A 25,321-nucleotide genomic window follows, 5' to 3' on the forward strand; every position below is an offset into this window, starting at 1 on the left:
ATAGTAGTTGTTATCAGCGGAAAGATAAGAATTTTATCTGTTTGAATCAAGATTTGGTCGGCGAAGGATTCATCCCGGCACATGGTATCCCGGACGGTAACAAGGGTATATGACCGCTATCATACAGCCGGCTGACTGATCTCATTTAGGGAGAACCTGTTGTGGGCTAATATTGTAGTAACATAAACTTTTTATCATGGATATCTATATTAGTGAAGAAGCTGTGGTAGGGGATATACAAAAGAGGTTCAGGGAATTTTACCCCTATCTCAGGCTGGCATTTTATCATAATCCGCACAAAACAGAAGAATGCTCGCCTAAGGAAGAAGCAGTGCCACCTGAAACGCCTATCGATAAGATCAGGATGATACATAACTCCGGATGGCTGGATGTTAGCTATTACCGGCTGGCGGCAGCTGTGGAACACGATTTCAGCCACGAGTTTGGTTTGAGTGCGCAGATCCTGCGCAGGAGTGGCGACCTGTGGCTGGAAACCACCACCACCGATAACTGGACACTGGAGGAATTGAATATTGCCGGGCGGCCGGTAGAACGGCAGCGGTTCCGGCTGCCGGATGAAATGGAAGAAGAATAGTACTTACTGTTAAAAACAAACTTATGAACGATATTATCAGGAACTTCTCAGCTATCAGGATCACTGATACGGCGATCGTGGGCGGCAAAAACGCTTCGCTTGGTGAAATGACCGTTACCCTTACCGGAAAGGGAATAAAAGTGCCGGAAGGATTTGCCACAACGGCTGCAGCCTTCTGGATGTACCTCGATTTTAATGGTATACAGCAGTCTTTGTTGCAGCAGATGCAGCAACTGGACCGGGAAACATTTTCAAATCTGGGGAAAACAGGAGCCGCCTGCCGTAAATTAATATTGGAAGGGACGATACCGGCAGACGTGACAAGAGAGATCTTAAAGGCTTACAGCATACTTGGTAAAGGGGCGCCGGTGGCAGTGGCCGTTCGGAGCAGCGCAACAGCGGAAGATATGCCTGAGGCCAGTTTTGCCGGGCAACATGAGTCATACCTGAATATCAGGGGAGAGCAGGCGCTGTTAAAAGCAGTACGCCGCTGCTTTGCCTCTTTGTATACCGACAGGGCCATTAAGTACCGGGAAGATAATGGCTTTGAACACAGCAAAGTAGCCCTTTCTGTAGGGATACAACTGATGGTGCGCACCAATGGATCCTGTTCGGGGGTTGGATTTACACTGGAGCCGGAATCGGGTTTCCGGGATGTGGTCCTGATATCCGGCATATGGGGATTGGGAGAAAATATTGTACAGGGAACCGTGGCGCCGGACGAATTTTATGTTTTCAAGCCAACGTTATTAGAGGGGAAACAGGCTATTATACAAAGGAAGCTGGGAGATAAAGCTAAAACGCTTTGTTTTTCCGATGATCCTAATGCTGAAGAAAGTACGGTGAATACGGATACATTACTGGAAGACCAGCAGCGTTATGTGTTGTCTGATCCTGAAGTATTGCAGCTGGCGCGCTGGGCGATGCAAATAGAGGAGCATTATAACTGCCCGATGGATATAGAGTGGGCCAGGGATGCTGTTACCGGGGAGTTATTCATATTGCAGGCACGCCCGGAAACAATCCATACTGCGAAGAAACCGCAGCAGCTGAAAATCTATACGTTAATGGAGAAAGGTACCCGTCTTGTATCGGGAGAAGCTATAGGCGAAAAAATGGCCACCGGCATAGCCCGCGTATTGCAGTCGCCTGCCGATATCGGAGAACTCCAGCCTGGTGATATTGTGGTTACTGACAATACCAGCCCGGATTGGGATCCTGTACTGAAAAAGGTGGCAGCTATTGTAACCAATACCGGCGGAAGAACCAGTCATGCCTCCATAGTGGCCAGGGAGCTGGGAGTGCCGGCCATTGTTGGCGCAATGGATGCTACGCGGAAGATCCCGGATGGCGCCACAATTACCGTATCCTGCGGTGAGGGAAAAATTGGGTACGTATATGAAGGAGCATTGCCATTTGAGGTAACAGAAGTGGATCCTGGAAATATTGCGTTACCGGAAAGTACAGAAGCATGTTTGATCATCAGCGACCCCGATAAAGCCTTCCAGTTGTCGTTTTATCCCAACGACGGAGTAGGCTTGCTGAGAATGGAATTCATTATTACGCATGCAATAGGTATTCATCCGATGGCCCTGGTGAAGTATGATGAACTAAAGGATAAAGCCGCCTGGTCGGCAATAACCGCAAAAACTTTACTTTATCCTGATAAGAAGAAGTTTTTTGTTGATAAGCTTTCGCAGGGTATTGCCACTATTGCTGCGGCCTTTTACCCTAAAGATGTAATTGTGCGGATGAGTGATTTTAAAACCAATGAGTATGCACAACTGCTTGGAGGAAACGCATTTGAGCCGTTGGAAGAAAATCCTATGCTTGGATTCCGGGGCGCCTCCAGGTATTACCATCCTTTATATAAAGAAGGATTCGGGCTGGAATGTGCAGCTATAAAGATGGTAAGAGAAGATATGGGACTGACAAATGTGAAGGTGATGATACCTTTTTGCCGTACGGTGGAAGAGGGCCGGAAAGTGCTGAATGTAATGGAATCATTTGGTTTACCACAGGGTGAAAATGGTCTGGAAGTTTATGTAATGGCAGAAATACCTTCCAATGTATTACAGGCCGCTGTCTTTGCTGATATATTTGACGGATTTTCCATCGGTTCAAATGACCTTACACAACTTACCCTGGGAATAGACCGGGATTCGGCGTTGGTATCGGATCTGTTCAGTGAAGAGGATGCCGCCGCGCGGATGATGATCAGTATGATGATAGCTGCTGCAAAAAAAGCAGGCGTGCGTGTCGGCCTTTGTGGTCAGGCGCCAAGTGATCTCCCTGATTTTGCGGCTTTTCTCGTTGCGCAGGGGATCAATAGTATTTCTTTTAATCCCGATGCTTTACTGAAGGGAATTGCCAATATCCGGAAAGCAGAAGATGAATATGGCATCAATAACAAAAATGCGTTACCTGTTTTAATTTAGTATGGCTATCCACCGGCAGGCAGATCAGGTACTTTCAAACCTGCCGGTTTTTTCAGTAATCCTTATCCGGTAAACAATAGGCCGGATAATGTTTTCAGGCAATCTCTCCTTTACTATTTCCTCATGCATTTCGGATACTCCTGCGGTTTCGCTTACCTGCAGATGTGCCAGCCGGCTTACAAGGAATTTCATGGCATAAAATCTTTCCTTCGGATCTGTTATTTCTTCATAATCTCCCCACAAAACAACACTGCGCCAGTTTGCCATATCGGTAATTTCATCCACCTGAAAACAAACATGCGGGTGCTGCCGCATCATGTCAATTTTCATTCCTTCCCTGGAATGTATTACCAGGTAGGCGTTATTGAAAGCATAACTAACGGGCACTATATATACTTTTTGCCCGTCGGTACATCCGATGCGGCCTGTTACATTTTTGGCCAGTACATGGTCAATCTGATCTAAATTTAATTTGCCTAACATAAAGTTTATTTTATAATGATTAAATCCAGGTCATCAACGGAAAGTCTTGCCGGTTAGGCAGCAACGGATGCCTGGGGAAAATTCTGAATCCATAAACAGCGGAGCCGGAAAACGGCAGCTGTATCTGGCAGGAGTAGGTGACCCTGTTATGGTTGATTGCTTCAACCGTCAACTCCTGTACAGTCAAGTATTTGTCTGGTTGTTCTTTGTTGTAAAAAACTACTTCCAAGCCTATTTCATCTGCATGTAAAGTTCCGATAGAAAGGTTTATCCTGGCCCGGAAAGTTTCTCCGGGCGATTCCAGGTAATAACTTCCCTGAGGTTCTTCGATTGTCATTACATGTATTTCCTGCCATGTGCTGCGAATCCTTTTCTTCCAGGCCACCAGGTCCCTGGTGTTTTTGTGATCTGCTGCCTGTAGAAGTTTGCTCCTGTTGTATAATTGTTCATAACAGTGGTCATATTCAGTGATAGCGCGATTCATATCAAATTGAGGCGTTATATCGGATAAACCTTTTCTAATCATATTAATCCATTTTTCAGGTAATCCTTCAGCATTGCGTTCAAAGAAAAGAGGTATGATTTCTTTTTCCAGCAGATTATATATTGTGGCTGCATCGTATTGATCATGATAAGTATCCTGTTCTGGCTGATTATCGATTTCCAACGTCCATCCTGCATTTTCACGGTTTGCCTCCGCCCACCAGCCTTCCCGTGGGCTGCAATGGAGAACGCCGTTGCAAACGGCTTTCATACCGCTGGTGCCGGACGCTTCCATGTTATGTTCCGGTGTGTTTAGCCATACATCCACTCCTTTTGTCAGCAATGCTGCCAATTCCATATCATAGTCTTCCAGAAACAAAATGCGCCCGTTCAATGCCGGCATTTGCGATGCCGTTATCACTTTTTTTATCAATGCGATACCATCCGCATCATTGGGATGAGCTTTGCCGGCAAGAATAATTAACACCGGATATTGGGTATTGTTGACGATGGCGGCCAACCGTTTTATATCGGTAAAGAGTAGCCCGGCTCTTTTGTAGGAAGCGAACCGTCTTGCAAAACCAATCACCAATATATCCCGGGTTATATCTTCCCGTGGGGAATCGTTTTTTTTAATGGTTTCATAAAGCGCCGGAATACCTGCTTGTTGTTTGTTGACAATGTCCAGCCACATATCCCTTTTCAGCTTTTTCCGTATGTTCCATATCGTGTTACCGGGGATTTGATACGCCTTATTAGCCATGATATCTTTATAACAGGGCTGCCAGGCAGGAGCCATCCAGGTAGGCAGATGTATGCCATTGGTGATACTGGTGATATGCAGTTCATCGGGTTTGAAATGCTTCCACAAAGGATTTAGTATATTACAGGATATCCCGCGGTGCTGTTTGCTTACTGCATTTATTCCCTGTGAAAGATTTGCTGCGAAGTGTAACATAGAAAATCCTCCGGAAGAGTGTTCCTCTTCCGCGCTGCCAAGTTTCATCAGGATATTCCAGTCAATGTTAAAATCTTTCGCCAGGTAAGACAGGTAGGTTCTAAGTAGTATTTCGTCGAAAACATCCTTTGCTGCCGGCACAGCAGTATGAGTAGTGAACTGGGTGGTGCATTTAACAATTTCCATTGCTTCGTCAAAGCTCAGATGGCACTGCTGCATGATGTTACGTATCCGTTCCAGGGCAGTAAATGCTGCGTGGCCTTCATTGATGTGATAGAGGTCAGGTTGTATGCCTAATGCTTCCAGCATTTTCACGCCGCCTATGCCAAGCAGGATTTCCTGTTTCAACCTCATTTCAGGATGACTGCTATACAGCTGTGCTGATATCTGCCGGTCTTCCTCATTATTTGCTGCCAGATCTGTGTCCAGCAGATACAGGGTAATACGTCCAACATCTATCTTCCAGACAGCGGCATGCACAATGCGGCCGGGGAAGGCCAGTTCAATGCTCATCGTTTCACCCTGATTATTTTGCACAGGAAAAACCGGCAGATTTTCCGTTTCCATTATATCCGGTATGGCCAGTTGCCCGCCGGCGGGGGATATTTTCTGTTTAAAGTAGCCGCTCTTATACAGGAGTCCGGTTGCTACCATATTCAACCCGTTATCGCTTGCAGCCTTGATATAATCGCCAGCCAGTACCCCCAGTCCCCCTGAATAAAGTTTCAGATCCGCATGCAGTCCATATTCCATGCAGAAATATGCTATTAACGGCGCCTGTTTGTCAGGGGGCTGCATATACTTTTGCCAGGCATCTGATACTGTTTGCTGCATTTCCAGGAAAACAGCGTCTTTTTCAAGCCTGTGGAGATTGCCGGGACTGATCGTTTTCAGTAGGAGACGCGGATTTTGTTTACACCGGTCCCATTCATTGTTACCAGCGTATGCATATAATGCGCATGCCTCCGGATTCCACGACCACCAAAGGTTTTGGCTGAGGTGCTGTAATGGTTGCAGGGGAGCTGGTAATACCGGTTGCACATTTATCTCTCTCCAGACAGGTGTTGATTCCGGTATGTCCTGAGTGGTTACTTCGGCCGGAGACGCCTGAGGTTTATTGCAGAAAAGTTGCTCCCGTTGAGTACTTTTCTGCAGTGCCAGATCATAAGCCTGATAGTAATAAACAAGAAGGCGATTCCACAGGAACTGTTCTGCTATATGAGCGGCGTCCTCCCTGGCGGCAGCTACGGAAGATGCTGTTTGTGCGGCGTAGGTGCTGATAATTCCGGCGATGGTGGCTGCAGCCTCGCGTTCATTATTATCATTTCTCTCTACTATAAATATTCCTTTACCGTTAAACTGGGGTAATTTGCTCACTGCGCTGCCAAATCCCGAAATATTGGTAGAAACAGCCGGAATATGAAATGCGGCGCTTTCCAGCGGAGTATAACCCCAGGGCTCATAATAAGAGGGGAATATCGCCAGGTCGAAGCCGATAAGGGTATCGTAGTAGCTGAGGTTAAATATTCCATCTGCTCCGTTGAGGTATACAGGTGCGTAAATGATCTTTACACGATTGGCCGGGGTATTGTCCAGTTGCTGTTGCCGGATATGATTTAATATGAGATCTGTGTCGGCTCCCTGCAAATTATGCGTCAGTACTTCCCCGGTCCGGGAAACAGGCGGAGTTTGCAGTAATAAGTTATCCTGTAATATTTTACGCGGACCGGTATGATTGGCGGGAACAAAAATAAATGCCAGGATATTCCGTTTTATTTCTTTTGATTTATTCAAGAATGAAATGGCGTCAATGAAAGTGTCAATCCCTTTATTCCTGTATTCATATCTGCCGCTTTTGATAACCAGTAGCGTATCTTCAGGTTGTTGCTGACCGAAAAGAGCTTTGGCTACGTTTAATAAAACGCTTCTTGCTTTGGCGCGCCTGGCGTCATACAACGAAGGGCCGGGTACTATATCCGCATCAAATCCGTTTGGAGTAATAAAGTCGGGGTATTTACCAAGAAATTTTTCGCATTCTTTTGCTGTAAAACTGCTTACGCATGTAAAGCAATCGGCCGTATGAGCAGCAATTTTTTCCAGGGAATGTTTGGAAACGATATGGAAGTCCCTGGCAGACTGCTCCGCATTAGAGCTTTCAAAACCGGTATAGAAGGGCATGCCGCTGCCGGCTATTGCCCGGCCGCATACGGTGGCATGTGTGGTAAATACAGTGGCTATCTGGGGAATGTTTTCTTCCAGGTATAAAATTCCTGTACCTGTCATCCACTCGTGGAACTGGGCAATAATATGATCGGTAGCGTTGAGATGACAATAATAAAACCCTTCAATTATTTTTCCCGCTGCATATCCAAACATGGCGGGTTCTATATAGTCCCATTGACCAGACAAGGAATCCAAACGGTACTTTGTCCAGAAATGCGTAAAAATTTCATTCTTCTGCTGGAAGAAAGGAGTAAAGTCTACAAGTATAACCAACGGATTCCCGGCAATGTTCCATCTGCCTGTTCGTACTCTCATCCCGGTTTTCTGCATATGTTTTTTCCAGGTGGGAAACAGGTTTTTGTCTTCTGTAAATTCCGGGTTGCCGGTAATACCGGCCGGCAGGTCGGGACCAATCATAATCAGCCGGTTACCCCATTGCTCCTCCAGTAAGCGGGCCTTCGTTGCTAATACGGTATGTATACCACCCACTTTATTGCATACTTCCCAGCTTACCTCAAATATATAATCCGGCTTCCAGCGTATATCGCCCATGAGGAGTAGTTTTTTTCTTTTCCAGAGAATTGTCTGTACGCAGGGAGAAATCTGTCAGCACATTCATATAATTAATGAAGGCATCGAAAGGACTATCATAGGGACTCAGTGAGTTCCCCGGATCCTGGATGCCCATATAATAGAAATGATCAGCGCTTTGGAGGTATGACCAATCCTGTTTCAGCCGCTCATCGTCAGTGGCGCGCACTTTTTTCCCGAGTGCGTACAAGGTATCGAAGGCGTCCTGTTGCATATCGTTGTTCAGCCAGGGCTGCAGATCATGATTTTCTTCCTGTGGGATTGTCATTTGCGGCCTCATAATGGAAGCTACTGCCGGCAATAGTTTTGTTACTTCTTCCGGTTGCAGCAGATGATTGTTTTGCAGCAATATTTCATTGGGTAAGTATTGAGCGAAAGTGCTTATTACATCTGCATGTTCATAAAATTTGCCGAAGGTCTGGTAATCTATGAACAGGTTGATGATTTTATCTTCCGGGGAAGCGCCATTGGCGAGTGTTGCAACAAAGCCCATAGCTGCCGCCATATCAGCGATTTTTCTATTGTAGATCTGTTCTGTATTACGGAATACCCGGGGTGTTTTCCCAAATAAAGCGGCCACTCTGGCGGTATGTTTTTTTACCTGGAGATTAAATTCGTCGCTGCTTTTCAATGCGGCAAGTGAATGGCTGTAAGTGTCGGACATAAATTCCACACAGCCTGTATCTGCGAGGGTCCTGAAACTTTCAATCAGTTCGGGCATATACCTTTCAAATTGATCCAATGCTGTACCTGAAATGGAAAAGTTCACATGAAGCTGCCGGTTACCTGCTTTTATTAGTTTCATTAATGCACTGTTGGCCGGTAAATAGGATTGCAGTGATACCCGCCTTAATATTTCACTGTTTAAAATTTCATCATAATAGGGAACTCCGTTGCCTATATCCATAAATGAGAACTTGTTTAGCCGGAAGGGCTGATGTACCTGGAAATAAAGACAGATATTTTTCATAGAGAATAATAATTAATAAGTAGAAGTAAGATGTTCATATACTTTTTTAATATAGTACGCCTGTTTTTCCCAGTTAAGAAAGTTCAGTTCCTGTGTACTTTCACGTTTCAGTAAGCGATGTATGCCCTTGTACCTGGCCAGTGCATGTATACAATTGGCCATATCGGAGGTATCAGGACTGTCTATTTTTAATGCATACTGTAATACTTCCTGAACGCCAGACTGCCGGGAAATAATAACGGGAACGCCGGCTCTGATGGCTTCCAATGGGATAATGCCGAATGGTTCTGAAACCGAGGGCATTACAAATACATCACTGATAGCCAGTAGCTTCTCCAGTTCAGCGCCTTTGAGGAAACCCGGAAAATGAAAATAGCGCGAAATGCGCAGCTGAGCTGCATATGAAATCATTGCTTTTAACATATCTCCGCTTCCGGCCATCACAAAACGGAACGACTTATCCACTTTCAATATCTTAGCTGCGGCCTCAATGAAATAGGCAGGTCCTTTCTGATAGGTAATTCTGCCTGCAAAGGTGATCACCTTTTCTTTGAAGGGTTTTGAAGGTAAGCTTTTAGGTTTTTCAGCGACCGGCAACACTGCGTTATGAATAGTCACCACTTTTTCAGGAGGAATGAAATAGCGATCGATGATAATCCGTCTTGTTAGTTCACTTACCGCAATAACTTTGTCGGCTTTCAGCATCCCCAGCCGTTCGGTTTCATACACCTGCATATTGATATTGCTTCCGGAGCGGTCAAATTCGGTGGCGTGAACATGTACAACCAATGGTTTTCCACTTGCTGCGCTGGCCATTATGCCGGCAGGGAAGGTGAGCCAGTCGTGCACATGGATAACATCAAAGTCATGTTGGGTAGCAATAGCAGCAGCGGTTAAAGCATATTGCCATACTTCTTTCATCAGGTTTTTTCCATAACCTCCTGTAAACGGGTATCGCATTATTGGCCCGTGGCTGGTTTGCTTACTTTCAACAGTGGATGTTTTAGCCGATACTGCAAATGTTTCCGGGCTGTGGTAGGGAACCACCGGGCTATTCACTTCAAAGTAAGAGAATGTTTCCTGTAATTTTTCTGTATACGCATATGGCAATGGAATTTCTATGTCGCTGGCGCCAACTACTTTAATTTCCCCGGCATCTTCATTACCATGTTTTTTGGGTACCACAAAGAGTACCTTTACGTTATTAACTGCCAGCCCGGTTGCTATGCCAAGACATGCTGTACCTAATCCTCCGGAAATATGTGGCGGAAACTCCCAACCAAACATTAGCACCTGCATATAAATATATTTACTGTTTATAATTATTCAACAAATTTCTGAATCGTAAAAGTTCTGCTACACTCCAGGCCTGGGAAACGGCGCCGCCGGCCTTGTGAGGGAAGTCGCCATCGAATACTTCCGCTATTGTATAGAGGCAGTTTTCGGCAAGGGCCGGGCTTATACCTTCATATATTTCTTCCAGCAGTTGGAGACCTTCCTGCTTGTATACCTTCAGGTATCCTTCTGCAAAATGACCCAGCATCCACGGCCAAACGGTGCCCTGGTGATACGCCGTGTCGCGGGTGGGCTGATCGCCGCCATAATGCCCCAGATAACGTGCATCATGCGGGGATAAGGTTCGCAGCCCCCTTGGCGTGAGGAGTTCTTCTTTTATTTTATCCATAACAACCTTTTGCTGTTCTTCCGTCAGCGGAGAGAAAGGGAGCGAAACCGCAAATAATTGATTGGGACGTACGGACCAATCCATGTAAGAACCATTTACACAATCAGCCAGGTATTTTTTTTCGGCATCCCAGAAACAGCTTACAAAAGATGTCCTGATTTTTTCGGGATAAGCGGCCCACTTTTTTACAAAGTTTCTATCACCGGCTTCCGTGGCAATCTGCAGGCAGAAACAAACCGCATTGTACCAGAGCGCATTTATTTCTACCGCTTTTCCGCCGCGGGGGGTAACCGGTTGATTATTTATTATTGCATCCATCCAGGTGAGGGCATATCCTTCTTCTCCGGCATATATTAATCCATCTTCTTCCATCCTGATGCCAAACAGGGTGCCTTGCCTGTAATGTTCCAGTATATCGGTGAGAGAAGATCCATAAATTTCCCAGAGTTTTTCCCCGGTTACATAGTACCGCACAAATTGCTGCATAGCCCAAACCAGCCAGAGGGAGGCGTCCGCTGTATTATAAGTGGCATGGCTACCAGTGCCGGTGTTAGGGATTATACCGCCCTTCATGTCTTCCAGCAAAGTATCCGCTATTTTTCTGAAGTAGTATACATCGCCGGTGAGTAAAGTTAACCCGGGAAGCGATATACAGGTGTCTCTTCCCCAGGAGCCAAACCAGTAATATCCGGCCTTGACAGTAGTTTGTTTATCTTTTTTGATGATAAACCGGTGGGCGCTGTTCCTCAGATAATCACATATAGTTACAGGAGTTTTTTGTTCTCGGAACAATCTGGTGACCCGTATTGGTATCCTTTCCATATTGGCTGCTTTTACCCCTGCTGCAAAGAAAACGGACTGACCGGCTTCCAGCTTCAGCTCAAAATAACCTGGTGTATACTGATCTTCCAGGTATTCATATCCTCTTTTTTGTTCTTCAGGGTAAGTAAAGTTATAATACCAGTTGGCCCCGGGAACGAACTTTTCATCGACTGAAGTTTGCAGGTAAAGCGGTGTATAACCTGGATATAGTTGGATAGAGAACCCTTTTGTAACCGGGGTAAGAGTACCGTTTACCTGGTTATTATGATGCGTAAGGGTATGCATATTCCTGAATGCCAGTAAAGGCATCAGCCGGAGCGTGATAGCTGAATCGGCCTCCTGCAAGGTATACTTAACATATAAGGTATTGTCCATTGCAAGAAACAGCCATTCTTTCACCAGCACCATGTTACCAAATCTGTAGGTCCAGGTTGGAATAACGTTGTTGTCGAATGTATGAATATGCCGGAATCCGTCAGGATAATATACATCCGGGTAGCAATGCGTACTTAATTGCCAGGTTTGCCCGTCTTTCAGTACCGACTCATCCAGGGAAGATAATAGCACGTGATTGTCTTCATTCAGCTGCGGTTGCGGCGCTACAAGCATTCCGTGATACTTTCTGCTGTTATACCCGCACAAAGTGGTTGCTGCATATGTACCATTATCACTGACCAACAGTAACTCCCGGCAGTCGGGTTGCCCTGTATGGTCCAACATCAGTTTGTTAAACAGCGGTTGTTTTTTTTCAGTGATCTGCATGAGTGAAATAAATTCAGATATACTTCAAATGTACTAAGGAGGCGTATCTTTATTCATGATTATGATTAGCAGGATATATGATTATTATCAATCTTCCCGTTACTTTGATCAGCATCATCGGGAAGGGTGACGGAAGTCATTACCAGGGCTTAACGGGTACGTTAGTTTTAACGTTTAAAAAAAGAGGTATGAAAAAGTTCCCCCTGTTATTTGCCTGGTTTTTATGCGGTTATTTTTATGCCGTCAATTGTATGGCCCAGGAGAAACCAATGGTTATTATTTCCCCAGGGATGCCATTTGTTTCGCTGGAAGAAAGGCAGCAGATGCAAAATGAACCGGTTGAATTTAATTTGCCGAAACCAACCGGTATCAATACCAGTTTCCGGTATGCTGCCGCCAGGGCTATACCGGGGGTAGTGCATATTATTACCACCTATGAACCTGGTTTTAAAGGACTGGAAGAATACGGTTTCCGGGCTGGAAGAGATCATCCCGGTATTTCTCAGGCAATTCTTGAACAGGGAGGTGTAACAGGAAGTGCTTCAGGAGTGATTATAACGCCTGATGGTTATGTGGTAACCAATTATCATGTTGCAAATCAGGCGGAAAGCCTGGAAGTGGTACTGGCAAACAAACGTTCTTTCAAAGCGCGTATAATAGGAATGGATTCTCTTACGGATATAGCACTGCTGAAAATCAGTGATCAGTCATTGCCTTTTGTACGCTTTGGCAGTATGGATTCTGTTGCGGTGGGGGATTGGGTATTGGCTATCGGAAGCCCGATGGGCATGAATTCTACCGTTACCGCCGGAATAGTGAGCGCCAAATCCAGGATTTTTACCAGCCAGGAAGAACTGGGACGTTTGTCTTCTTTTATACAAACAGATGCAGTAATGAATAGTGGCAATAGTGGTGGCGCGCTGGTAGACATCAATGGCAGGCTTATCGGTATCAATATCGGTATACTAACGCCAACAGGAAATTTTGCAGGTTATTCTTTTGCTATACCGGTAGAGGTAGTAAAAAAAGTATGCAATGATTTGTTGCGCAGCGGGCGAGCAATACGTGCTTCGCTGGGTGTATACATTACCAACACACCAGGTATGCCGGGGGTGTTGGTGTATAAACTGGTGGACAAAGGCGCCGCTACAAAAGGAGGTATCCAGGTAGAGGATATCATTAAAGAAATTGACAACGTAGAGGTGCGAAGCGTTGGGGATATCCAGCAAATATTGGTCTTGCATCATCCTGGTGATAAAATACACCTGAAAGTGATGCGAAAGGGGAAACCAGTTAGCTGCGAAGTAATATTAAGCGGTATGCAGGGAATAACGGAAAAATAAGGACAGGGGGGCGCTGATTAGCGCCTGCCCTAGTATTGATACCGGATGAATATTTCATACAACAGTTCCACAAAATATACGGCCAGTTTGATAAGCAATGAATATGTTGCAATGGGGAGCAGCAGGGCTGCTGTCCAGGCCAGTATCTTTTCTACATAAGTAAATACATAATGTATTGTCGGAGGTTGAAGTATGCGTTGCATAAATTTAGTTTTTAATGATTTTAATAATGGGTAATGAAAACAGGATATGCCAACGTTTTTATAAGGAGATCCGCGTGACTGTGTTTGAATAGCCTAGACACCATATTTCTGCCATAAGCGCCCATTACAACCAATGCATGTTGTTTCCTGAGCAGATAGTCAAACAACGCTTTTTCTGAACCACCTTTTATGGTAATGATATCTGCATACTCAAAGTGTTTACTGAGCCAGTTGGATATCCTTTTTCTTTCATCATCCTTAATTTCTTCTTCTTTGATCTGTACAACAGTGGCCCTTGTGCCGCCGAGTTCCGGTAAGATATAAGCTAATTGCTTCATGGCAAATACAGCGGATGGACTGCCATCATAACAGAACACAATTTCTTCGATAGGTGTAAAGGAGGACGGGGCGATAATTACCGGACACTGAGCGGAAATAAGAAGTTTCTGGAGAAAGGGAGAGAGCGCTTCCTGGGTTTTTGAAATATCGGAAACCGCTGCATCTGCGATGATCAGGTCTGCAAACCGGCTTTCTTCTATAATATTCTCCAGTACCTGTCCATTAATATATTTTGCAGATGCCGGTACTCCTTTTTCATCACATGTTTCTTCGAACAGCCGGATATGGTCTTCTGCTTTTCTGTTTTTTTTGCCGTATTCAGGCAAATCGCGGGAGGTAATGCTTTCCACATAAGGCATTCCATAAACTTTTTTTATTTCCGGCTTATCGGCGTATGTATCTTTCTCAAAGAAGAACCCGGTGAGCCTTGATCGCGTAATGTCAGACAGGTAACATGCAAAATTTATGGCGTTGAGGGTAGGCGCTGCACCACATACTACCAATAATATTTTTTCCATAGTTTTTTTTATTAAAATTAGCCCGGAAACCTCCTGGGAACTATGATGGCGGTCAGCCTGAAAGATGATTATGGACACAACGGGGTAGATATGATCACAATCAGGATCTCTATTGAGATTGATCATTTTTTTACGCCCTGATACATTATAGTTTAGCATAAAATTATTAATCAAAAAACAAGGAGGTATTTTATGTCATCTCAAGCACTAACTAAACACAGCGCACTTTTCCCATCTTTATTTGATGATTTTTTTAAACCCTGGCGGGAATGGACAACTGATTTTAATGGTGGCCGGTCTTTAGCGGAGCTAACTGTTCCGGCAGTGAATGTGAGTGAAGATAAAGACAGTTACAAACTCTCTGTTGCTGCTCCGGGTATGAAAAAGGATGATTTCAAGATTAACCTGGAGGGCAATGTGCTTACGGTAAGCGCGGAATCAGAAAATGAAAAGGAGGAAAAGAATGAGAAGTACAGCAGAAGGGAATATAATTATAACAGCTTTTCCCGCAGCTTTAATCTCCCTGAAAGTATCAGTAAAGAGAAAATTGAAGCGCATTATGAAGAAGGGGTGTTAAAATTGAAGCTTCCCAAAAATGAAGAGGCAAAAAAGAATGGCAAAAACATCCAGATAGCTGTTAAATAGATGCTGATCTGCAAAGCCCGGCCAGCCTTTCTGACCGGGTTTTAAATCCTGAAAAAATAGTGTTATGAAAAAGATATTATTTGTCACAGATGCTGTAAGCTTTAACGGACCTAGCCTTGAATTTGCCTGTTATCTCTGTAATCTCACACATTCAAAACTTACAGGCGTGTTTCTTGAAAACGAGGTGCTGGAACTCAGATCGGCAGAAGATATCCGGGAAATTGCGGTAGGGAAACCAGTTCCGGGAATTGAATTGGAAGATCAGAAAAATCTCTTCAGAGATAAAAATATAGACCGGTTCAAAAATATCTGTGAGTCTAATGGCGTGAATTGCCTGATACACCTGGATGCAGGTATGCCGGTTGCGGAAGTGGTGAAGGAAAGCCGTTATGCCGACCTGATAGTATTGGATGCTGCTACGTCATTTTCATGGAAACCGGAAGGTATTCCTACGGCATTTGTAAAGGAGGTACTGGAGAAATCTGAATGCCCGGTGGTGATAGCTCCGGAAGATTTTGACGGAGTTGATGAGATCATTTTCACCTACAACGGAAGTTGCTCATCAGTATTTGCGATGAAACAGTTCACGAACCTGTTCCCTCAGCTTGGAACATGTAAGGCAACCGTGCTGAGTGTAACAGAAACCGGTAAACCCATTAAAGGAGACGAAGCAAGGCTGCGGGAATGGCTGGACACGCACTACATTAACGCAGAGATCCAGGTGGTGGAAGATGAAAGCGTTAGTACCCGTTTATTGGAATTTATGTTCAGCAAGGAAAAAGTATTTATTGTAATGGGAGCATACGGACGGAGTATTTTGTCCACTGCATTTGTTCCTAACCCGGCTACACTGGTCGTAAAGCTGGTGACACAGCCCGTTTTTATCACCCATTATTAATTGTTTAAAACTATAATCACTATGAAAAAGATTATTGCTGCAATAGATGTGCTTCACTTTTCAGACGAACAGGTAGAAGCGTTTAAGTATATAGCTAAGGAGGCAGAAAGTCCCTTAACGGTGGTATGCCTGGATGATATTGTAAGTGAGCTGACGCCAATGGGCACCATGTACCCGGGAGGTTATGTCTACAATTACGAACAGATTACCGCTGAGAGCAGGGCTGCGTTGGAATTTCAGCGGGATAAAAACCTGAAACAACTGCATGAGATCTGTGATGGCGGCAATGTGGATATTAAGGTCCGGGAAACTGCAGGAGTACCGGTAGAAAAAGTAGTAGAAGAAAGCCGGTTTGCTGATCTTTTACTGATTAATAACAGTACGTCATTTGCCACACTGTACGATACCGATCCGCCCCGGTTTGTAAAAGATTTGCTCGCGGAAGCAGAGTGCCCGGTAATGGTTTTGCCGGAAGTGATGTCGCCGGTCAAAGAGATTATATTTTCCTATAATGGCACTTTTTCTTCTATGTATGCCATCAGGCAGTTCACCCAGCTTTTCCCGGGATATGCTGATATGCCGGTGAAAGTGGTGTATGTAGCGGAAAATAACAATAAAACAATGCCCTGGGAACCCAAACTCCGGGAATACCTGGATATGCATTATGACACGGTAGAGTACATCATTCTGAATGGTGAGCCGGCAACAGAGTTCCTGGCATTACTGATTCACAGGAAAGACTGTATTGTTACTTACGGAGCTTATGGCCGGAGTGGCGTTTCCCGTTTCTTCCATCGCAGCGATGCCGATAATATTCTGCGTACCGTGAACATCCCTGTATTTATTACTCATCCTTAAAATGAGCTGACTATGAAAGGTCTTATTATTTACAAAGGCAAATATGGCGCTACCCGTCAGTATGCGTTATGGCTGGGAAGTATGTTGGGATATCCGGTTATTCCGGCCGGTTCGGAAACCGCGCAGCAGCTGGCAGACGCAGATTGCATTATCCTCGGTTCCAGTATTTATATCGGTAAACTGCAGCTGCGTAAATGGCTGAAACAGCATGGTGATGTAATTATCAGTAAACGCTTGTTTCTTTTCCTGGTATCAGGAACTCCTTCTTCGGATAAAGAAAAGCTGCAGGGCTACCTGACGGCAAATATATCGGAATCCCTGAAAAGCAGGTGTGTGCCCTTTTTCCTGCCAGGAAAACTGGAATTCAGTAAACTTTCGTGGATAGACAAGCTGCTACTCACTATTGGTTCCAAGCTGGCCAGCGATAAAACGGATGACATCTCTATGGAAGATTATAATGATGTTAAAAAAGAACACCTGGAAGCCATTATTAATGCTGTCAGGAAGCTGAGTGAGGTGGCCGCGTGATGAAGTATATTATTTCACTCGTAACGCTGCTGTTGTCTTTTCTTTTCACAACTGCCAGCGAGCTGCATTTGCCGGATGATTCTGCCGCTGTGACTGTGTTTTACGGCAGAATGCAACAAAAGGTGGTGTGGTTGTCGCCCGACAGGAAACCCAGTTTGCGGCTGCTGATGGGTTTTTTAAAGCAGGCTCCTTACCTGGGATTAGAAGAGAATGATTATCAGTCGCAGTTTATATATTCGATGGCGGAGGATACGCTGCGTACTTTACCAGGCGCCGATACTGTTGCGGCCGACTGGCGTATCACGGAGCAAGCTATCCGGTTTTTTTGTGATGTTGCCTATGGACCGGTGAACAGCGCGGCAGTAAGATATAATGGTTTGACCGGACTACCGCCGGACAAACACCATGAAATGGCCCGTTTGCTGGCCGATTGTTTGCTGACCGACAGTTTCCCTTTTTTTCTTCAGCATATTGAACCGGAGGTGGCTGCTTATGCAGCAGTTAAGAACACCCTTGCTTATTTTTATACCACACTTTCAGATAGTAGTTTTGCAGAGAGGACTGTGGTGTCGCTGAAAGCAGATACCGCCAATGTTGCCTTGATTAAAAGGTTAGGGCAGTTAGGATTCAGGGATAGCATAGAGGCCGGCCGGTTGCAGGAAAGCATCATAAAAGCGCAGGAAAAGTTCAATGTGCTGAGTGACGGAGTATTGCGCAGCGGCTTTTTACGCGCGCTGAATGTTCCGTTTGTTTCCCGCATCAGGGAATTGAAAGTTGCATTGAATCATATCCGTTGGTTATACAGCTACCGGCAATATACGAGAGTAGTGGTCAATATCCCATCCACCGGGTTACAATTATACCAGGACAATAAACCAGTGTTATATTCCAGGGTTATTACCGGAAAGAAGAGCACGCCAACACCTACTTTGGCGAGCCGTATTACTGAAGTGATATTATACCCCTACTGGATGGTTCCTCATAGAATTGCTACGAGGGAATTACTTCCCCGGATAAAACTGAATCGTCGCTACCTTGTAGACAACCAGTTTGAAATACTGGACCGTAAAGGCAGGATAGTAAATGCCGCAGATATTAACTGGCAATCTCTTAGTGCCGGCAATTTTCCTTACGTTATCCGTCAGAATACCGGTTGTGACAATTCTCTCGGCATTGTAAAGCTGAATTTTTACAGTCCGTTTACGGTGTACCTGCATGATACGCCTGGTAAAAGCCTGTTTATGCTGAAGCAGCGGTTTTTCAGTCATGGCTGCATAAGGGTGGAAGAAGCGGTTTCGGTGGCACGTTTATTACTGGATGACGCCAATGCTGAAACAATGGATAACCTTATTAAAAGGGGGCCACAGGTTGATCAGAAGCCGGTTGTTTTACCGGTGAAATCACCTGCATTGGTTTTTGTATTGTATAATACAGCCTGGCCGGATAATATGGGCGAGGTCAGGTTTTATGAAGATGTTTATAACAGGTACTGATCATCCTTTTTTCAGGAGTTGTATTTTATTCTTTTTGAATTTTTCAATTTCTTCCCAGCTTCCGGTGTTCAGGATATTATGCTTCCCGCAGGCAGCTCTTCTTGCCACCCATACTCCCAGTTGCATAAAGTCAAAGTGAGGCAGGGTATGTGCATCTGTATCAATCACCAGTTTTACGTTGCTTTTTATCGCTGTTTTTACCAGTTCATCATTCAGATCCAACCGGTTTGGGCGTGCATTGATTTCCATAGCCGTACCGGTGGCGGCGGCCTGCTCAAAAACGTGGTTCCAGTTAACCGGTGAAGGTTTCCGGGCGCCAATCAACCGGCCGCTGGGATGCCCTATACAATGCACGTACGGATTTTCACAGGCTTTCATGATCCTGGCTGTATTGTCGATAGAGAAGCCGCTATGGACAGAAGCAATCACCCAGTCGAACTGCATAAGCTGTTCATCAGTGAGACTTAAACGACCATCTTCCAGTATATCTGTTTCTATACCTTTCTTTATAAAGTTAAAACCCAGGTATTGATTAACCCGGTCTATTTCAGCGGATTGCCCGGCGAAGCTTTCCGGTTGTAATGAACCGGTTGTTTTTTCACTGGATGCGTGGTCTGTAATTACGATGTACTGGTAGTGTGGAAAAACATGCAATACATAGTGGGCTATGCGTTCAATGCTCTCTTCGCCATCGCTCCAGTTGCTGTGGATCTGCATGTCCCCCTTTATCTGGCCGAATGTTACCAGGGAAGACAGGGAATGTTTTGCCGCTGTAGTAATATTTGTTTCGTCTTCTCTTAATTCTGGGTCCGGACATGTCATTTGCAGTTGCCCGTAAATATCTTCTTCGGTGTCCGCGGCTATGAGGCTTCCTGTTTTCAGGTCCGATAACCCATTTGGACTAAACAGGAAGCCTTTTTCCCTGGCCTGGTTTTCAAGCCATTTATTATACCATACCGGCCCGGTATAGTATAAAAGGGCGGCTGCATAGTTTTTCTGATCAGCCAGCCGGATATCCACCTGCATATGATTCTGCAAAAGGATGCTGACTCTTTCCCTGCCTGCTGCAATGATTCTTGTTACGAAAGAAAGCCTGCCGATTTTGTATATTAAATGTTTCCTGAGCGAAGCTTTTACCTGTAGCACCATATCGATATCGCCGATGGTGTCTTTTTTTCTTCTCAGGCTACCGGTGAGTGCAGCCTTTTCTACTTCAGGGAATTGCTTTACTGCCCTCAGCATTTCTTCAGCAGCCAGCAGCGCGTCCCACAACTGAACGCGGGTATCTTTGGAGAGCTTCAGGGCCCGCCTGATATTTTCTACCTTTCCTGCAGTTAATCCTTTTATGTTGGCCAGCTGCCCTGATGCGACAGCGGTGTTACATTCATTGATGTTATTTATGCCTAGTTGCTCATGTATGGCAATAACATTGGTGGCACTGATCCCTTTAATTTCCAGCAGTTCAGACAGCGCCCCGGGGACTTTTTTTATCATGTTTTTCATATTGGTTGTTTTAATAGTTATCTGTTCCGGTGACTGTTTAAGCGATTTCCGGTTTTGTAATCTCTTTGCAGAGATTTTGGGCTTCAGCTATCGCCAGATCTCTTCTGGGCGCGGCTATCCCCGCTTCTTCCAGGTATGATGCATGTTCCGCTAAAGTTTTGCACAGTATAATTCCCCTCTCCAGTAACTTGCACTTTTCGCTCCGGCTGAGTGTAGTAAGACAGGTAACCGGATATAAACCTGCCTTGTCAATGATATCCTTCAGGCTTTTCCCTGCAGGAAAGTCCCATGACATGAGATGTAATCCCATACATTGCGCATATTGCACGGCATCCGTAGAGAAGCGGGTATTGGTAATCAGCCATGCCTCGCAGTGTTGTTGTTTTTTTTCATGCGCGTTTTTCCATTGCCATTCGATATCCCTGAACCTCGATTCAACATAAAGCGGGATCTTTACGTCGCAGAAAGTTCCCCGCTGCTGATGATATTTGCATTCAATGATATTGGTGATATTGTTCTTAACCGCCAGTATATCTACTTCATGTTTAACACAACGTCCTTCCAGCATCTGGTTGGTTGTTGCCATGAAACCTTCCTGCCGGAATAGCTCGGCTATGTATTGTTCAAAGGGAAATCCTGATGGCCCCAGCTCAAATATGGCTTGTTTCAACTGGTATCTTCCGGCGGAAGATTTCGACAGTTTCTTCAGTAACCCATAGGCAATCTTGTATATCATACGGGTTGGCATATTGGGATACACCTGCTGATATAACTCATCCAGAATTGCTTCAATCACTTCAGGCCGGGCGCCGGATCTTTTCAGGGATTGCCTGATCTTTTCTGCAGAAAAAGGTACTGTAACGCCGGAGGCTTTGGTGACCAGTATTGATGGTTGTTTTGTTCCCATATGGATATATATTTGATGATACTAAAATTAGGATTTGATTCGGGGCCGTTAAATGATCGGTATTAGGTACTTATCTGATTATAATCACCTGCCTATATGAGACGGATCATTTATTTTAACCGCTGCAGGCACTAATTTGGTGTCTTAAATCAGAGGTTATGTCAGGTTATTTTGATCATTATTCAGCTAAAGGAAATCACCTGTTAAGTGAGTTGGCGGCAGAACTCGGGGATCGTGATAATATACCACGCGCCGCCAGGGTATTACGATGCACACTGCATACATTACGGCGTTGTTTAAGTATAGAAGAGTCGCTTCACTTTATATCACAATTGCCTTTAGTTATTAAAGGCGTGTATGTTGATGGCTGGAAAATAAGCCACAAGGAGCGCATAAAAACCTGGGATGAATTTTTGCTGGATTTATTTGATGCAGACGGAGCTGCGGCAGGCAGCGATTTTGAAGACAGGGAAAGTGCTGCAATAGCCGTTGCGGCAGTGTTAAGAGTGTTAATGGCGCATATTTCAGCAGGGGAAATGTCTGATGTTATAGCGCAGTTGCCGGCACAGTTAAGAAGCGCGCTTTTAGCGCTGATGACCAACGATTTTTAGGATTCGCCCGCCCGGATGAGAGGGGAAAGAATGGCGGGGCTTTCCGTGGTACATTGAGGATTTGATGGAAATGTACAGTAATTATCTCCTGAAAAAATAATATCCCCGCTTTTACGTTTAGTCATTGCCGTTTTACCCGGCAAATAGAATAACCCTGTTTAAGGTTATAGCAAACTTAACCATATCATCTTTATTGATTAAAACCAAACTTCATGAAAAAACGTTATTTACCAGCATTGATGATAGCAATCTCCGTGTTTGCCTGTCAGAAGCAGGGGGAGGGGCCAACGAAGCCTGTTCCCGAAGACGGAAAAAAGTTCATTTGATGCTAACACCCGCGCATTGAAGAGGAGTATTCTTAAAAACAGTAGTGATTCCACTTTTGGGCAGTTCACTGACTCGCTGCCAGTTGGCAGATACCTGATATCTGGTTATTGCTCTCATCCAATCTGAATCCGGTATCCAGGACCTCAAATGTTTCGTAATCTACTTTTTTGTCGATGCCACCAATATTGTAGATATAGGTTTTGTCCTTTGCAAAATAGATGTTCAGTACTTCAAATGACGTTGGGTCGGCACCCTTAAAAGCATCTCCCATCCGATAACAGGCTTTTTTATCTTTTGCAAAGTCGGGGGCGCAGACAAATGTTTCAGGGTCGGCGTTTTTTATTGGATACGAGTTGTAGTATACGCCTCAACCGGGAATGATATAGTATCCGTTTCCTCCCGGAAGATCTTTTATTGATGATAATGTTGCTGGTGTTGTCCACATAAACCGGTCATTTTTACTGGCCTGGTCAAAATTAAATAAGTACTTCGATATAATTTACTTGATAACTATGGTTGGTTTTCGCTTTAACTATGTATGCCAGCCTGCCACTGTAATCCCCCAATGTTAACGGCAGATTAACTTTGTTTTCCGGATAGCTGTTGCCCGCACTTACTGCATTGTTCTTTATATGGGATTCTTAATCTATTGAGATCTATAATGTTGTTACCGGCGCATGGTCCTATAGCAGCGTGATTCAGGGTAAACTGGGAATGAAGGGAGTTGTACTGGACAACAAAGTATTTCTGACGGGAGGTAATCCACTACCTTTTGATATTCCTTCCACAGGCAAATCAAAGATCATGGAGTTTTTTTCACAACCGGGTACTGTTAACACTACTATCACATTAAGTGCGGATAGAACGGTTGGTAATGCCGTTGCTGCAGGAGTCGGTAATTTTGTGGTGGTGGCAGGCGGACAGAATGGCATTACACCATCCACCGCATCAGCATATTATTATCCGACGGGCCAGGAAACCCAAATTCCATTGACTATTCCAGGTGACCTTTCCCGTATGGTAACTGCCGGTAACAAGGTATTCATCGCTGGCGGACGCGCATTGTTATCTGCACAGAAAAAGGTGATCCATACAGATATTGTAGATATACTGGAACTGAAACCATAATAATAATTAATAGAAAAAGCCGGCGTCTCATCTGTCAGTGAGGCGCCGGCTTTCTTTTGGGTAGCACTTCCGCATACTAGAAATAGATAATTCCCAGTTCTCCATCTGTTTCAAAAATGGTGGCATTCCCTATCTGGTGGCTTCTTAGTATTTTAACGGGAGGATTTGTTTCCCCGTAGATACCTGTCAGTTGCGCATATTTTTCGCCGTCCAGCTCTATAATGGAAACGGAATTCCCGGATGCATCGCTGTAATCATTTCCATACACCATTCTCATGGTAAAGGCGGTAAGGAATAGATCCCCCGCCTGCAGGGATTGCAGCTGAAGCTGTTGTCCGGGAACAACCGCTGTAATTAATAAGGTGTTATAATTATAGGGTGTTGCTTTTATTTTATTCAGAAAGTTTTCCTGGCTGATATTATTCCGGAGATAACTGTCGCTTGCAGGCACAAAGATGGTGTATTGCCGGTTGGGTTGTGCTATATACAGCAGCACGGAATCATAGATTCTTTTGTGAACATCCTGATAATTACCGCCGGCCAGTACGGGATAACCGCGCACCAGCGTGTCCATATAAGAAAACGCAGGATCCAGGTGCAGCCAATCTCTTACGGTATTGACTGCATAGCTGGCATGCCTGATAGGGAAAGGGACAGGAAGCGTATCTGAAGGGCCATCATACGTATGCCAGGATAAAAGCCCGGTATTCGCATTGGCAGGTAGTTTAACAAAAAAGGTATCCCTGTCTTTTTTCCTAACGATCTGTAATGCATCGCTTCCGATATAGAAAAAATTGTCACTATCCTGTTCACTGAAATTCTCCGTATATAAAGCAATAGTATCACCTGCATATGCATAGCTGGGCCAATAGCTTTTTATCAGCGGAGTAGGCTTTACCGCTATTTCAGGACCATTGGCACTTTTAAATTGCTGGTTACGGCTAATCGTTACCAGGATCCGGCCATTCGGTACTTTAGGCGGAATGATAATGGCAAGGCTGTCTGCTGACTGCCCCACTATTTCGCCGGGACGCCCACCGATAAATACTTCCGTAAGCAGGCCATCCTGTATAAGCGCATGCCCATAAATGGTTAAGCGGTCGCCCGTTTGTACAAACGTTCTGCTTACTTTGCTGATCAACGGTGTTTGTATAACAGGACTATCTGCCGAAGGCTGATCTTTCTTACAGGCAAAAAGCAAACACAATAGTAAAATGCCGGGTATATACCTGAATAAAAAAGTTGTTTTCATGATGGCGGTTGTAAGGTTAGAAATTGGTGATGGTAGACAGGTTGATGGTTTTATTTACATTGCCGTCCATAGGCTGCCGGTAACCCCGGAGGATCACGGTATAACATTTGCCTGCCTCCAGTGGAACCGACTTGCGGACCAGCGTTCTTTCTTCACCCGTAATATCATCCCGGTACATGATCCGGATAGCTGGCTTAGGACCCGGAGAAACGGTGGCATAATCGCTTACACCGTGGAAGGCAAGGTGGTTGATAGCGTTAATCGCGGTAGTATCTACCTTCACATATACCGCGCCCATATCCGGGCTTAGATGCACCAGCCTTATCTTTGCCTGGTCAGGATCAGGTTTAACATCATCCCGGGTATAAAGTATTTCATAAAATCCCAGGCTATCCAGCAGATAGAGCGTATAATGTTGTTGGTTTTCAAATTTTAGCAGGGTCTCCGAAATTTTATGGGCATTGACGGGCAGATTTGTTGTATCGGTAAACCCGATTTTGAAAATGCCGGTATCCGTGTAAGTATATTTGGAGAAGTTAAAGGCGCCTACCAGCCCATTACCGTTGTCATTATAGCTACGGGGGCCATAAGCCGCGTTATTCACCAGCACCATACTGTTGGCGCCATAAAAATCCGGTACCCCGTTGTATACCATCAGGTAGGCAAGGGGAGGAGCGGCTGGTAATTCACTATCCTTCTTACACGATATCAGTAAGCACGTTGCTGCAATAGCCAGGAGAAAGTATTTTTTCATAATTG

At 44.8% G+C, this 25,321-nt stretch carries 21 protein-coding genes and 1 pseudogene; 10 read left to right on the forward strand and 12 right to left on the reverse strand.

Going from position 1 to position 25,321, the window contains the following annotated elements; all coding sequences use genetic code 11:
- Positions 1–196: 196 nt before the first annotated feature.
- Both ACMXI2_RS06810 and ppsA read left to right on the forward strand, forming a co-directional pair.
- The gene (locus ACMXI2_RS06810) at positions 197–595 is read left to right on the forward strand and encodes a hypothetical protein (protein WP_483780949.1); all 399 of its coding nucleotides are present in this window, start codon (positions 197–199) and stop codon (positions 593–595) included.
- A gap of 23 nt (positions 596–618) precedes the next feature.
- The gene (gene ppsA, locus ACMXI2_RS06815) at positions 619–3,033 is read left to right on the forward strand and encodes a phosphoenolpyruvate synthase (RefSeq protein WP_483780950.1); all 2,415 of its coding nucleotides are present in this window, start codon (positions 619–621) and stop codon (positions 3,031–3,033) included.
- 24 nt (positions 3,034–3,057) lie between these two features.
- Here the strand turns inward: ppsA and ACMXI2_RS06820 are convergent, their stop codons facing one another.
- From ACMXI2_RS06820 to ACMXI2_RS06840, 5 genes are read right to left on the reverse strand one after another with little or no spacing between them, the layout of a single operon-like run.
- Entirely contained in the window at positions 3,058–3,516 is a 459-nt protein-coding gene (locus tag ACMXI2_RS06820; protein WP_483780951.1) for a pyridoxamine 5'-phosphate oxidase family protein, read from the reverse strand.
- A 19-nt stretch (positions 3,517–3,535) separates the two neighbouring features.
- Positions 3,536–7,732, reverse strand: a complete 4,197-nt coding sequence (glgP, locus tag ACMXI2_RS06825) for an alpha-glucan family phosphorylase (RefSeq protein ID WP_483780952.1) — start codon at positions 7,730–7,732, stop codon at positions 3,536–3,538.
- Positions 7,695–8,741 (reverse strand): polysaccharide deacetylase family protein, encoded by a 1,047-nt coding sequence (locus tag ACMXI2_RS06830; protein WP_483780953.1) that lies wholly within the window; start codon positions 8,739–8,741, stop codon positions 7,695–7,697. The genes glgP and ACMXI2_RS06830 overlap by 38 nt, the downstream gene beginning before the upstream one ends.
- Before the next feature lie 12 nt (positions 8,742–8,753).
- Entirely contained in the window at positions 8,754–10,040 is a 1,287-nt protein-coding gene (locus tag ACMXI2_RS06835) for a glycosyltransferase (RefSeq protein ID WP_483780954.1), read from the reverse strand.
- A gap of 10 nt (positions 10,041–10,050) precedes the next feature.
- Positions 10,051–12,009 carry an amylo-alpha-1,6-glucosidase gene (locus ACMXI2_RS06840; RefSeq protein ID WP_483780955.1) on the reverse strand — a complete coding sequence of 653 codons (1,959 nt, stop codon included), beginning with the start codon at positions 12,007–12,009 and terminating at the stop codon, positions 10,051–10,053.
- A gap of 188 nt (positions 12,010–12,197) precedes the next feature.
- On the opposite strand from ACMXI2_RS06840, the gene ACMXI2_RS06845 reads away from it, so the two are divergent.
- A complete protein-coding gene (locus ACMXI2_RS06845) occupies positions 12,198–13,352 on the forward strand; it encodes a S1C family serine protease (RefSeq protein ID WP_483780956.1) in 1,155 nt (384 codons plus the stop codon).
- Between the two features lie 29 nt (positions 13,353–13,381).
- Here the strand turns inward: ACMXI2_RS06845 and ACMXI2_RS06850 are convergent, their stop codons facing one another.
- Both ACMXI2_RS06850 and ACMXI2_RS06855 read right to left on the reverse strand, forming a co-directional pair.
- Entirely contained in the window at positions 13,382–13,555 is a 174-nt protein-coding gene (locus ACMXI2_RS06850; RefSeq protein WP_483780957.1) for a hypothetical protein, read from the reverse strand.
- 20 nt (positions 13,556–13,575) lie between these two features.
- A complete protein-coding gene (locus ACMXI2_RS06855) occupies positions 13,576–14,412 on the reverse strand; it encodes a hypothetical protein (protein ID WP_483780958.1) in 837 nt (278 codons plus the stop codon).
- Between the two features lie 192 nt (positions 14,413–14,604).
- On the opposite strand from ACMXI2_RS06855, the gene ACMXI2_RS06860 reads away from it, so the two are divergent.
- From ACMXI2_RS06860 to ACMXI2_RS06880, 5 genes are all read left to right on the forward strand, one after another.
- Positions 14,605–15,057, forward strand: coding sequence for an Hsp20/alpha crystallin family protein (locus ACMXI2_RS06860; RefSeq protein ID WP_483780959.1), 453 nt, complete (start codon positions 14,605–14,607; stop codon positions 15,055–15,057).
- Between the two features lie 64 nt (positions 15,058–15,121).
- On the forward strand, positions 15,122–15,955 hold the full coding sequence (locus ACMXI2_RS06865; RefSeq protein ID WP_483780960.1) for a hypothetical protein: 834 nt from the start codon (positions 15,122–15,124) through the stop codon (positions 15,953–15,955).
- Between the two features lie 21 nt (positions 15,956–15,976).
- Complete coding sequence (locus ACMXI2_RS06870; protein ID WP_483780961.1) at positions 15,977–16,813, forward strand: hypothetical protein; 837 nt, start codon at positions 15,977–15,979, stop codon at positions 16,811–16,813.
- Between the two features lie 12 nt (positions 16,814–16,825).
- Entirely contained in the window at positions 16,826–17,341 is a 516-nt protein-coding gene (locus ACMXI2_RS06875; RefSeq protein WP_483780962.1) for a flavodoxin domain-containing protein, read from the forward strand.
- Positions 17,341–18,834 carry a L,D-transpeptidase family protein gene (locus ACMXI2_RS06880; RefSeq protein ID WP_483780963.1) on the forward strand — a complete coding sequence of 498 codons (1,494 nt, stop codon included), beginning with the start codon at positions 17,341–17,343 and terminating at the stop codon, positions 18,832–18,834. Before ACMXI2_RS06875 ends, ACMXI2_RS06880 begins: the two co-directional genes overlap by 1 nt.
- Here ACMXI2_RS06880 and ACMXI2_RS06885 read toward each other — a convergent pair whose 3' ends face one another.
- Positions 18,835–20,337: a DNA polymerase III gene (locus ACMXI2_RS06885; protein WP_483780964.1), complete on the reverse strand. Its 1,503-nt coding sequence runs from the start codon at positions 20,335–20,337 to the stop codon at positions 18,835–18,837. It abuts the gene before it with no gap.
- Between the two features lie 37 nt (positions 20,338–20,374).
- A complete protein-coding gene (locus tag ACMXI2_RS06890) occupies positions 20,375–21,244 on the reverse strand; it encodes a hypothetical protein (protein WP_483780965.1) in 870 nt (289 codons plus the stop codon).
- A 158-nt stretch (positions 21,245–21,402) separates the two neighbouring features.
- Here ACMXI2_RS06890 and ACMXI2_RS06895 point away from each other — a divergent pair, with 158 nt between their 5' ends.
- Positions 21,403–21,855 (forward strand): DUF2267 domain-containing protein, encoded by a 453-nt coding sequence (locus tag ACMXI2_RS06895; protein ID WP_483780966.1) that lies wholly within the window; start codon positions 21,403–21,405, stop codon positions 21,853–21,855.
- Between the two features lie 391 nt (positions 21,856–22,246).
- Here ACMXI2_RS06895 and ACMXI2_RS06900 read toward each other — a convergent pair.
- Positions 22,247–22,534, reverse strand: a pseudogene (locus ACMXI2_RS06900) (DKNYY domain-containing protein); the annotation flags it as partial.
- A gap of 362 nt (positions 22,535–22,896) precedes the next feature.
- Here ACMXI2_RS06900 and ACMXI2_RS06905 point away from each other — a divergent pair.
- Positions 22,897–23,310, forward strand: a complete 414-nt coding sequence (locus tag ACMXI2_RS06905) for a hypothetical protein (protein ID WP_483780967.1) — start codon at positions 22,897–22,899, stop codon at positions 23,308–23,310.
- Positions 23,311–23,386: 76 nt separating this feature from the next.
- Here ACMXI2_RS06905 and ACMXI2_RS06910 read toward each other — a convergent pair whose 3' ends face one another.
- On the reverse strand, positions 23,387–24,562 hold the full coding sequence (locus ACMXI2_RS06910; RefSeq protein ID WP_483780968.1) for an IPT/TIG domain-containing protein: 1,176 nt from the start codon (positions 24,560–24,562) through the stop codon (positions 23,387–23,389).
- Between the two features lie 16 nt (positions 24,563–24,578).
- Entirely contained in the window at positions 24,579–25,316 is a 738-nt protein-coding gene (locus tag ACMXI2_RS06915; protein ID WP_483780969.1) for a DUF4397 domain-containing protein, read from the reverse strand.
- Positions 25,317–25,321 lie beyond the last annotated feature (5 nt).

Source organism: Chitinophaga sp. G7 BAM 1005 (assembly GCF_057126945.1).

Excerpts from the sequence above, each read along its gene's own strand:
- ACMXI2_RS06810 (WP_483780949.1), top strand. The coding sequence starts at position 197 with ATGGATATCTATATTAGTGAAGAAGCTGTGGTAGGGGATATACAAAAG.
- ppsA (WP_483780950.1), top strand. The coding sequence starts at position 619 with ATGAACGATATTATCAGGAACTTCTCAGCTATCAGGATCACTGATACG.
- ACMXI2_RS06820 (WP_483780951.1), bottom strand. The coding sequence starts at position 3,516 with ATGTTAGGCAAATTAAATTTAGATCAGATTGACCATGTACTGGCCAAA.
- glgP (WP_483780952.1), bottom strand. The coding sequence starts at position 7,732 with ATGGGCGATATACGCTGGAAGCCGGATTATATATTTGAGGTAAGCTGG.
- ACMXI2_RS06830 (WP_483780953.1), bottom strand. The coding sequence starts at position 8,741 with ATGAAAAATATCTGTCTTTATTTCCAGGTACATCAGCCCTTCCGGCTA.
- ACMXI2_RS06835 (WP_483780954.1), bottom strand. The coding sequence starts at position 10,040 with ATGCAGGTGCTAATGTTTGGTTGGGAGTTTCCGCCACATATTTCCGGA.
- ACMXI2_RS06840 (WP_483780955.1), bottom strand. The coding sequence starts at position 12,009 with ATGCAGATCACTGAAAAAAAACAACCGCTGTTTAACAAACTGATGTTG.
- ACMXI2_RS06845 (WP_483780956.1), top strand. The coding sequence starts at position 12,198 with ATGAAAAAGTTCCCCCTGTTATTTGCCTGGTTTTTATGCGGTTATTTT.
- ACMXI2_RS06850 (WP_483780957.1), bottom strand. The coding sequence starts at position 13,555 with ATGCAACGCATACTTCAACCTCCGACAATACATTATGTATTTACTTAT.
- ACMXI2_RS06855 (WP_483780958.1), bottom strand. The coding sequence starts at position 14,412 with ATGGAAAAAATATTATTGGTAGTATGTGGTGCAGCGCCTACCCTCAAC.
- ACMXI2_RS06860 (WP_483780959.1), top strand. The coding sequence starts at position 14,605 with ATGTCATCTCAAGCACTAACTAAACACAGCGCACTTTTCCCATCTTTA.
- ACMXI2_RS06865 (WP_483780960.1), top strand. The coding sequence starts at position 15,122 with ATGAAAAAGATATTATTTGTCACAGATGCTGTAAGCTTTAACGGACCT.
- ACMXI2_RS06870 (WP_483780961.1), top strand. The coding sequence starts at position 15,977 with ATGAAAAAGATTATTGCTGCAATAGATGTGCTTCACTTTTCAGACGAA.
- ACMXI2_RS06875 (WP_483780962.1), top strand. The coding sequence starts at position 16,826 with ATGAAAGGTCTTATTATTTACAAAGGCAAATATGGCGCTACCCGTCAG.
- ACMXI2_RS06880 (WP_483780963.1), top strand. The coding sequence starts at position 17,341 with ATGAAGTATATTATTTCACTCGTAACGCTGCTGTTGTCTTTTCTTTTC.
- ACMXI2_RS06885 (WP_483780964.1), bottom strand. The coding sequence starts at position 20,337 with ATGAAAAACATGATAAAAAAAGTCCCCGGGGCGCTGTCTGAACTGCTG.
- ACMXI2_RS06890 (WP_483780965.1), bottom strand. The coding sequence starts at position 21,244 with ATGGGAACAAAACAACCATCAATACTGGTCACCAAAGCCTCCGGCGTT.
- ACMXI2_RS06895 (WP_483780966.1), top strand. The coding sequence starts at position 21,403 with ATGTCAGGTTATTTTGATCATTATTCAGCTAAAGGAAATCACCTGTTA.
- ACMXI2_RS06905 (WP_483780967.1), top strand. The coding sequence starts at position 22,897 with ATGAAGGGAGTTGTACTGGACAACAAAGTATTTCTGACGGGAGGTAAT.
- ACMXI2_RS06910 (WP_483780968.1), bottom strand. The coding sequence starts at position 24,562 with ATGAAAACAACTTTTTTATTCAGGTATATACCCGGCATTTTACTATTG.
- ACMXI2_RS06915 (WP_483780969.1), bottom strand. The coding sequence starts at position 25,316 with ATGAAAAAATACTTTCTCCTGGCTATTGCAGCAACGTGCTTACTGATA.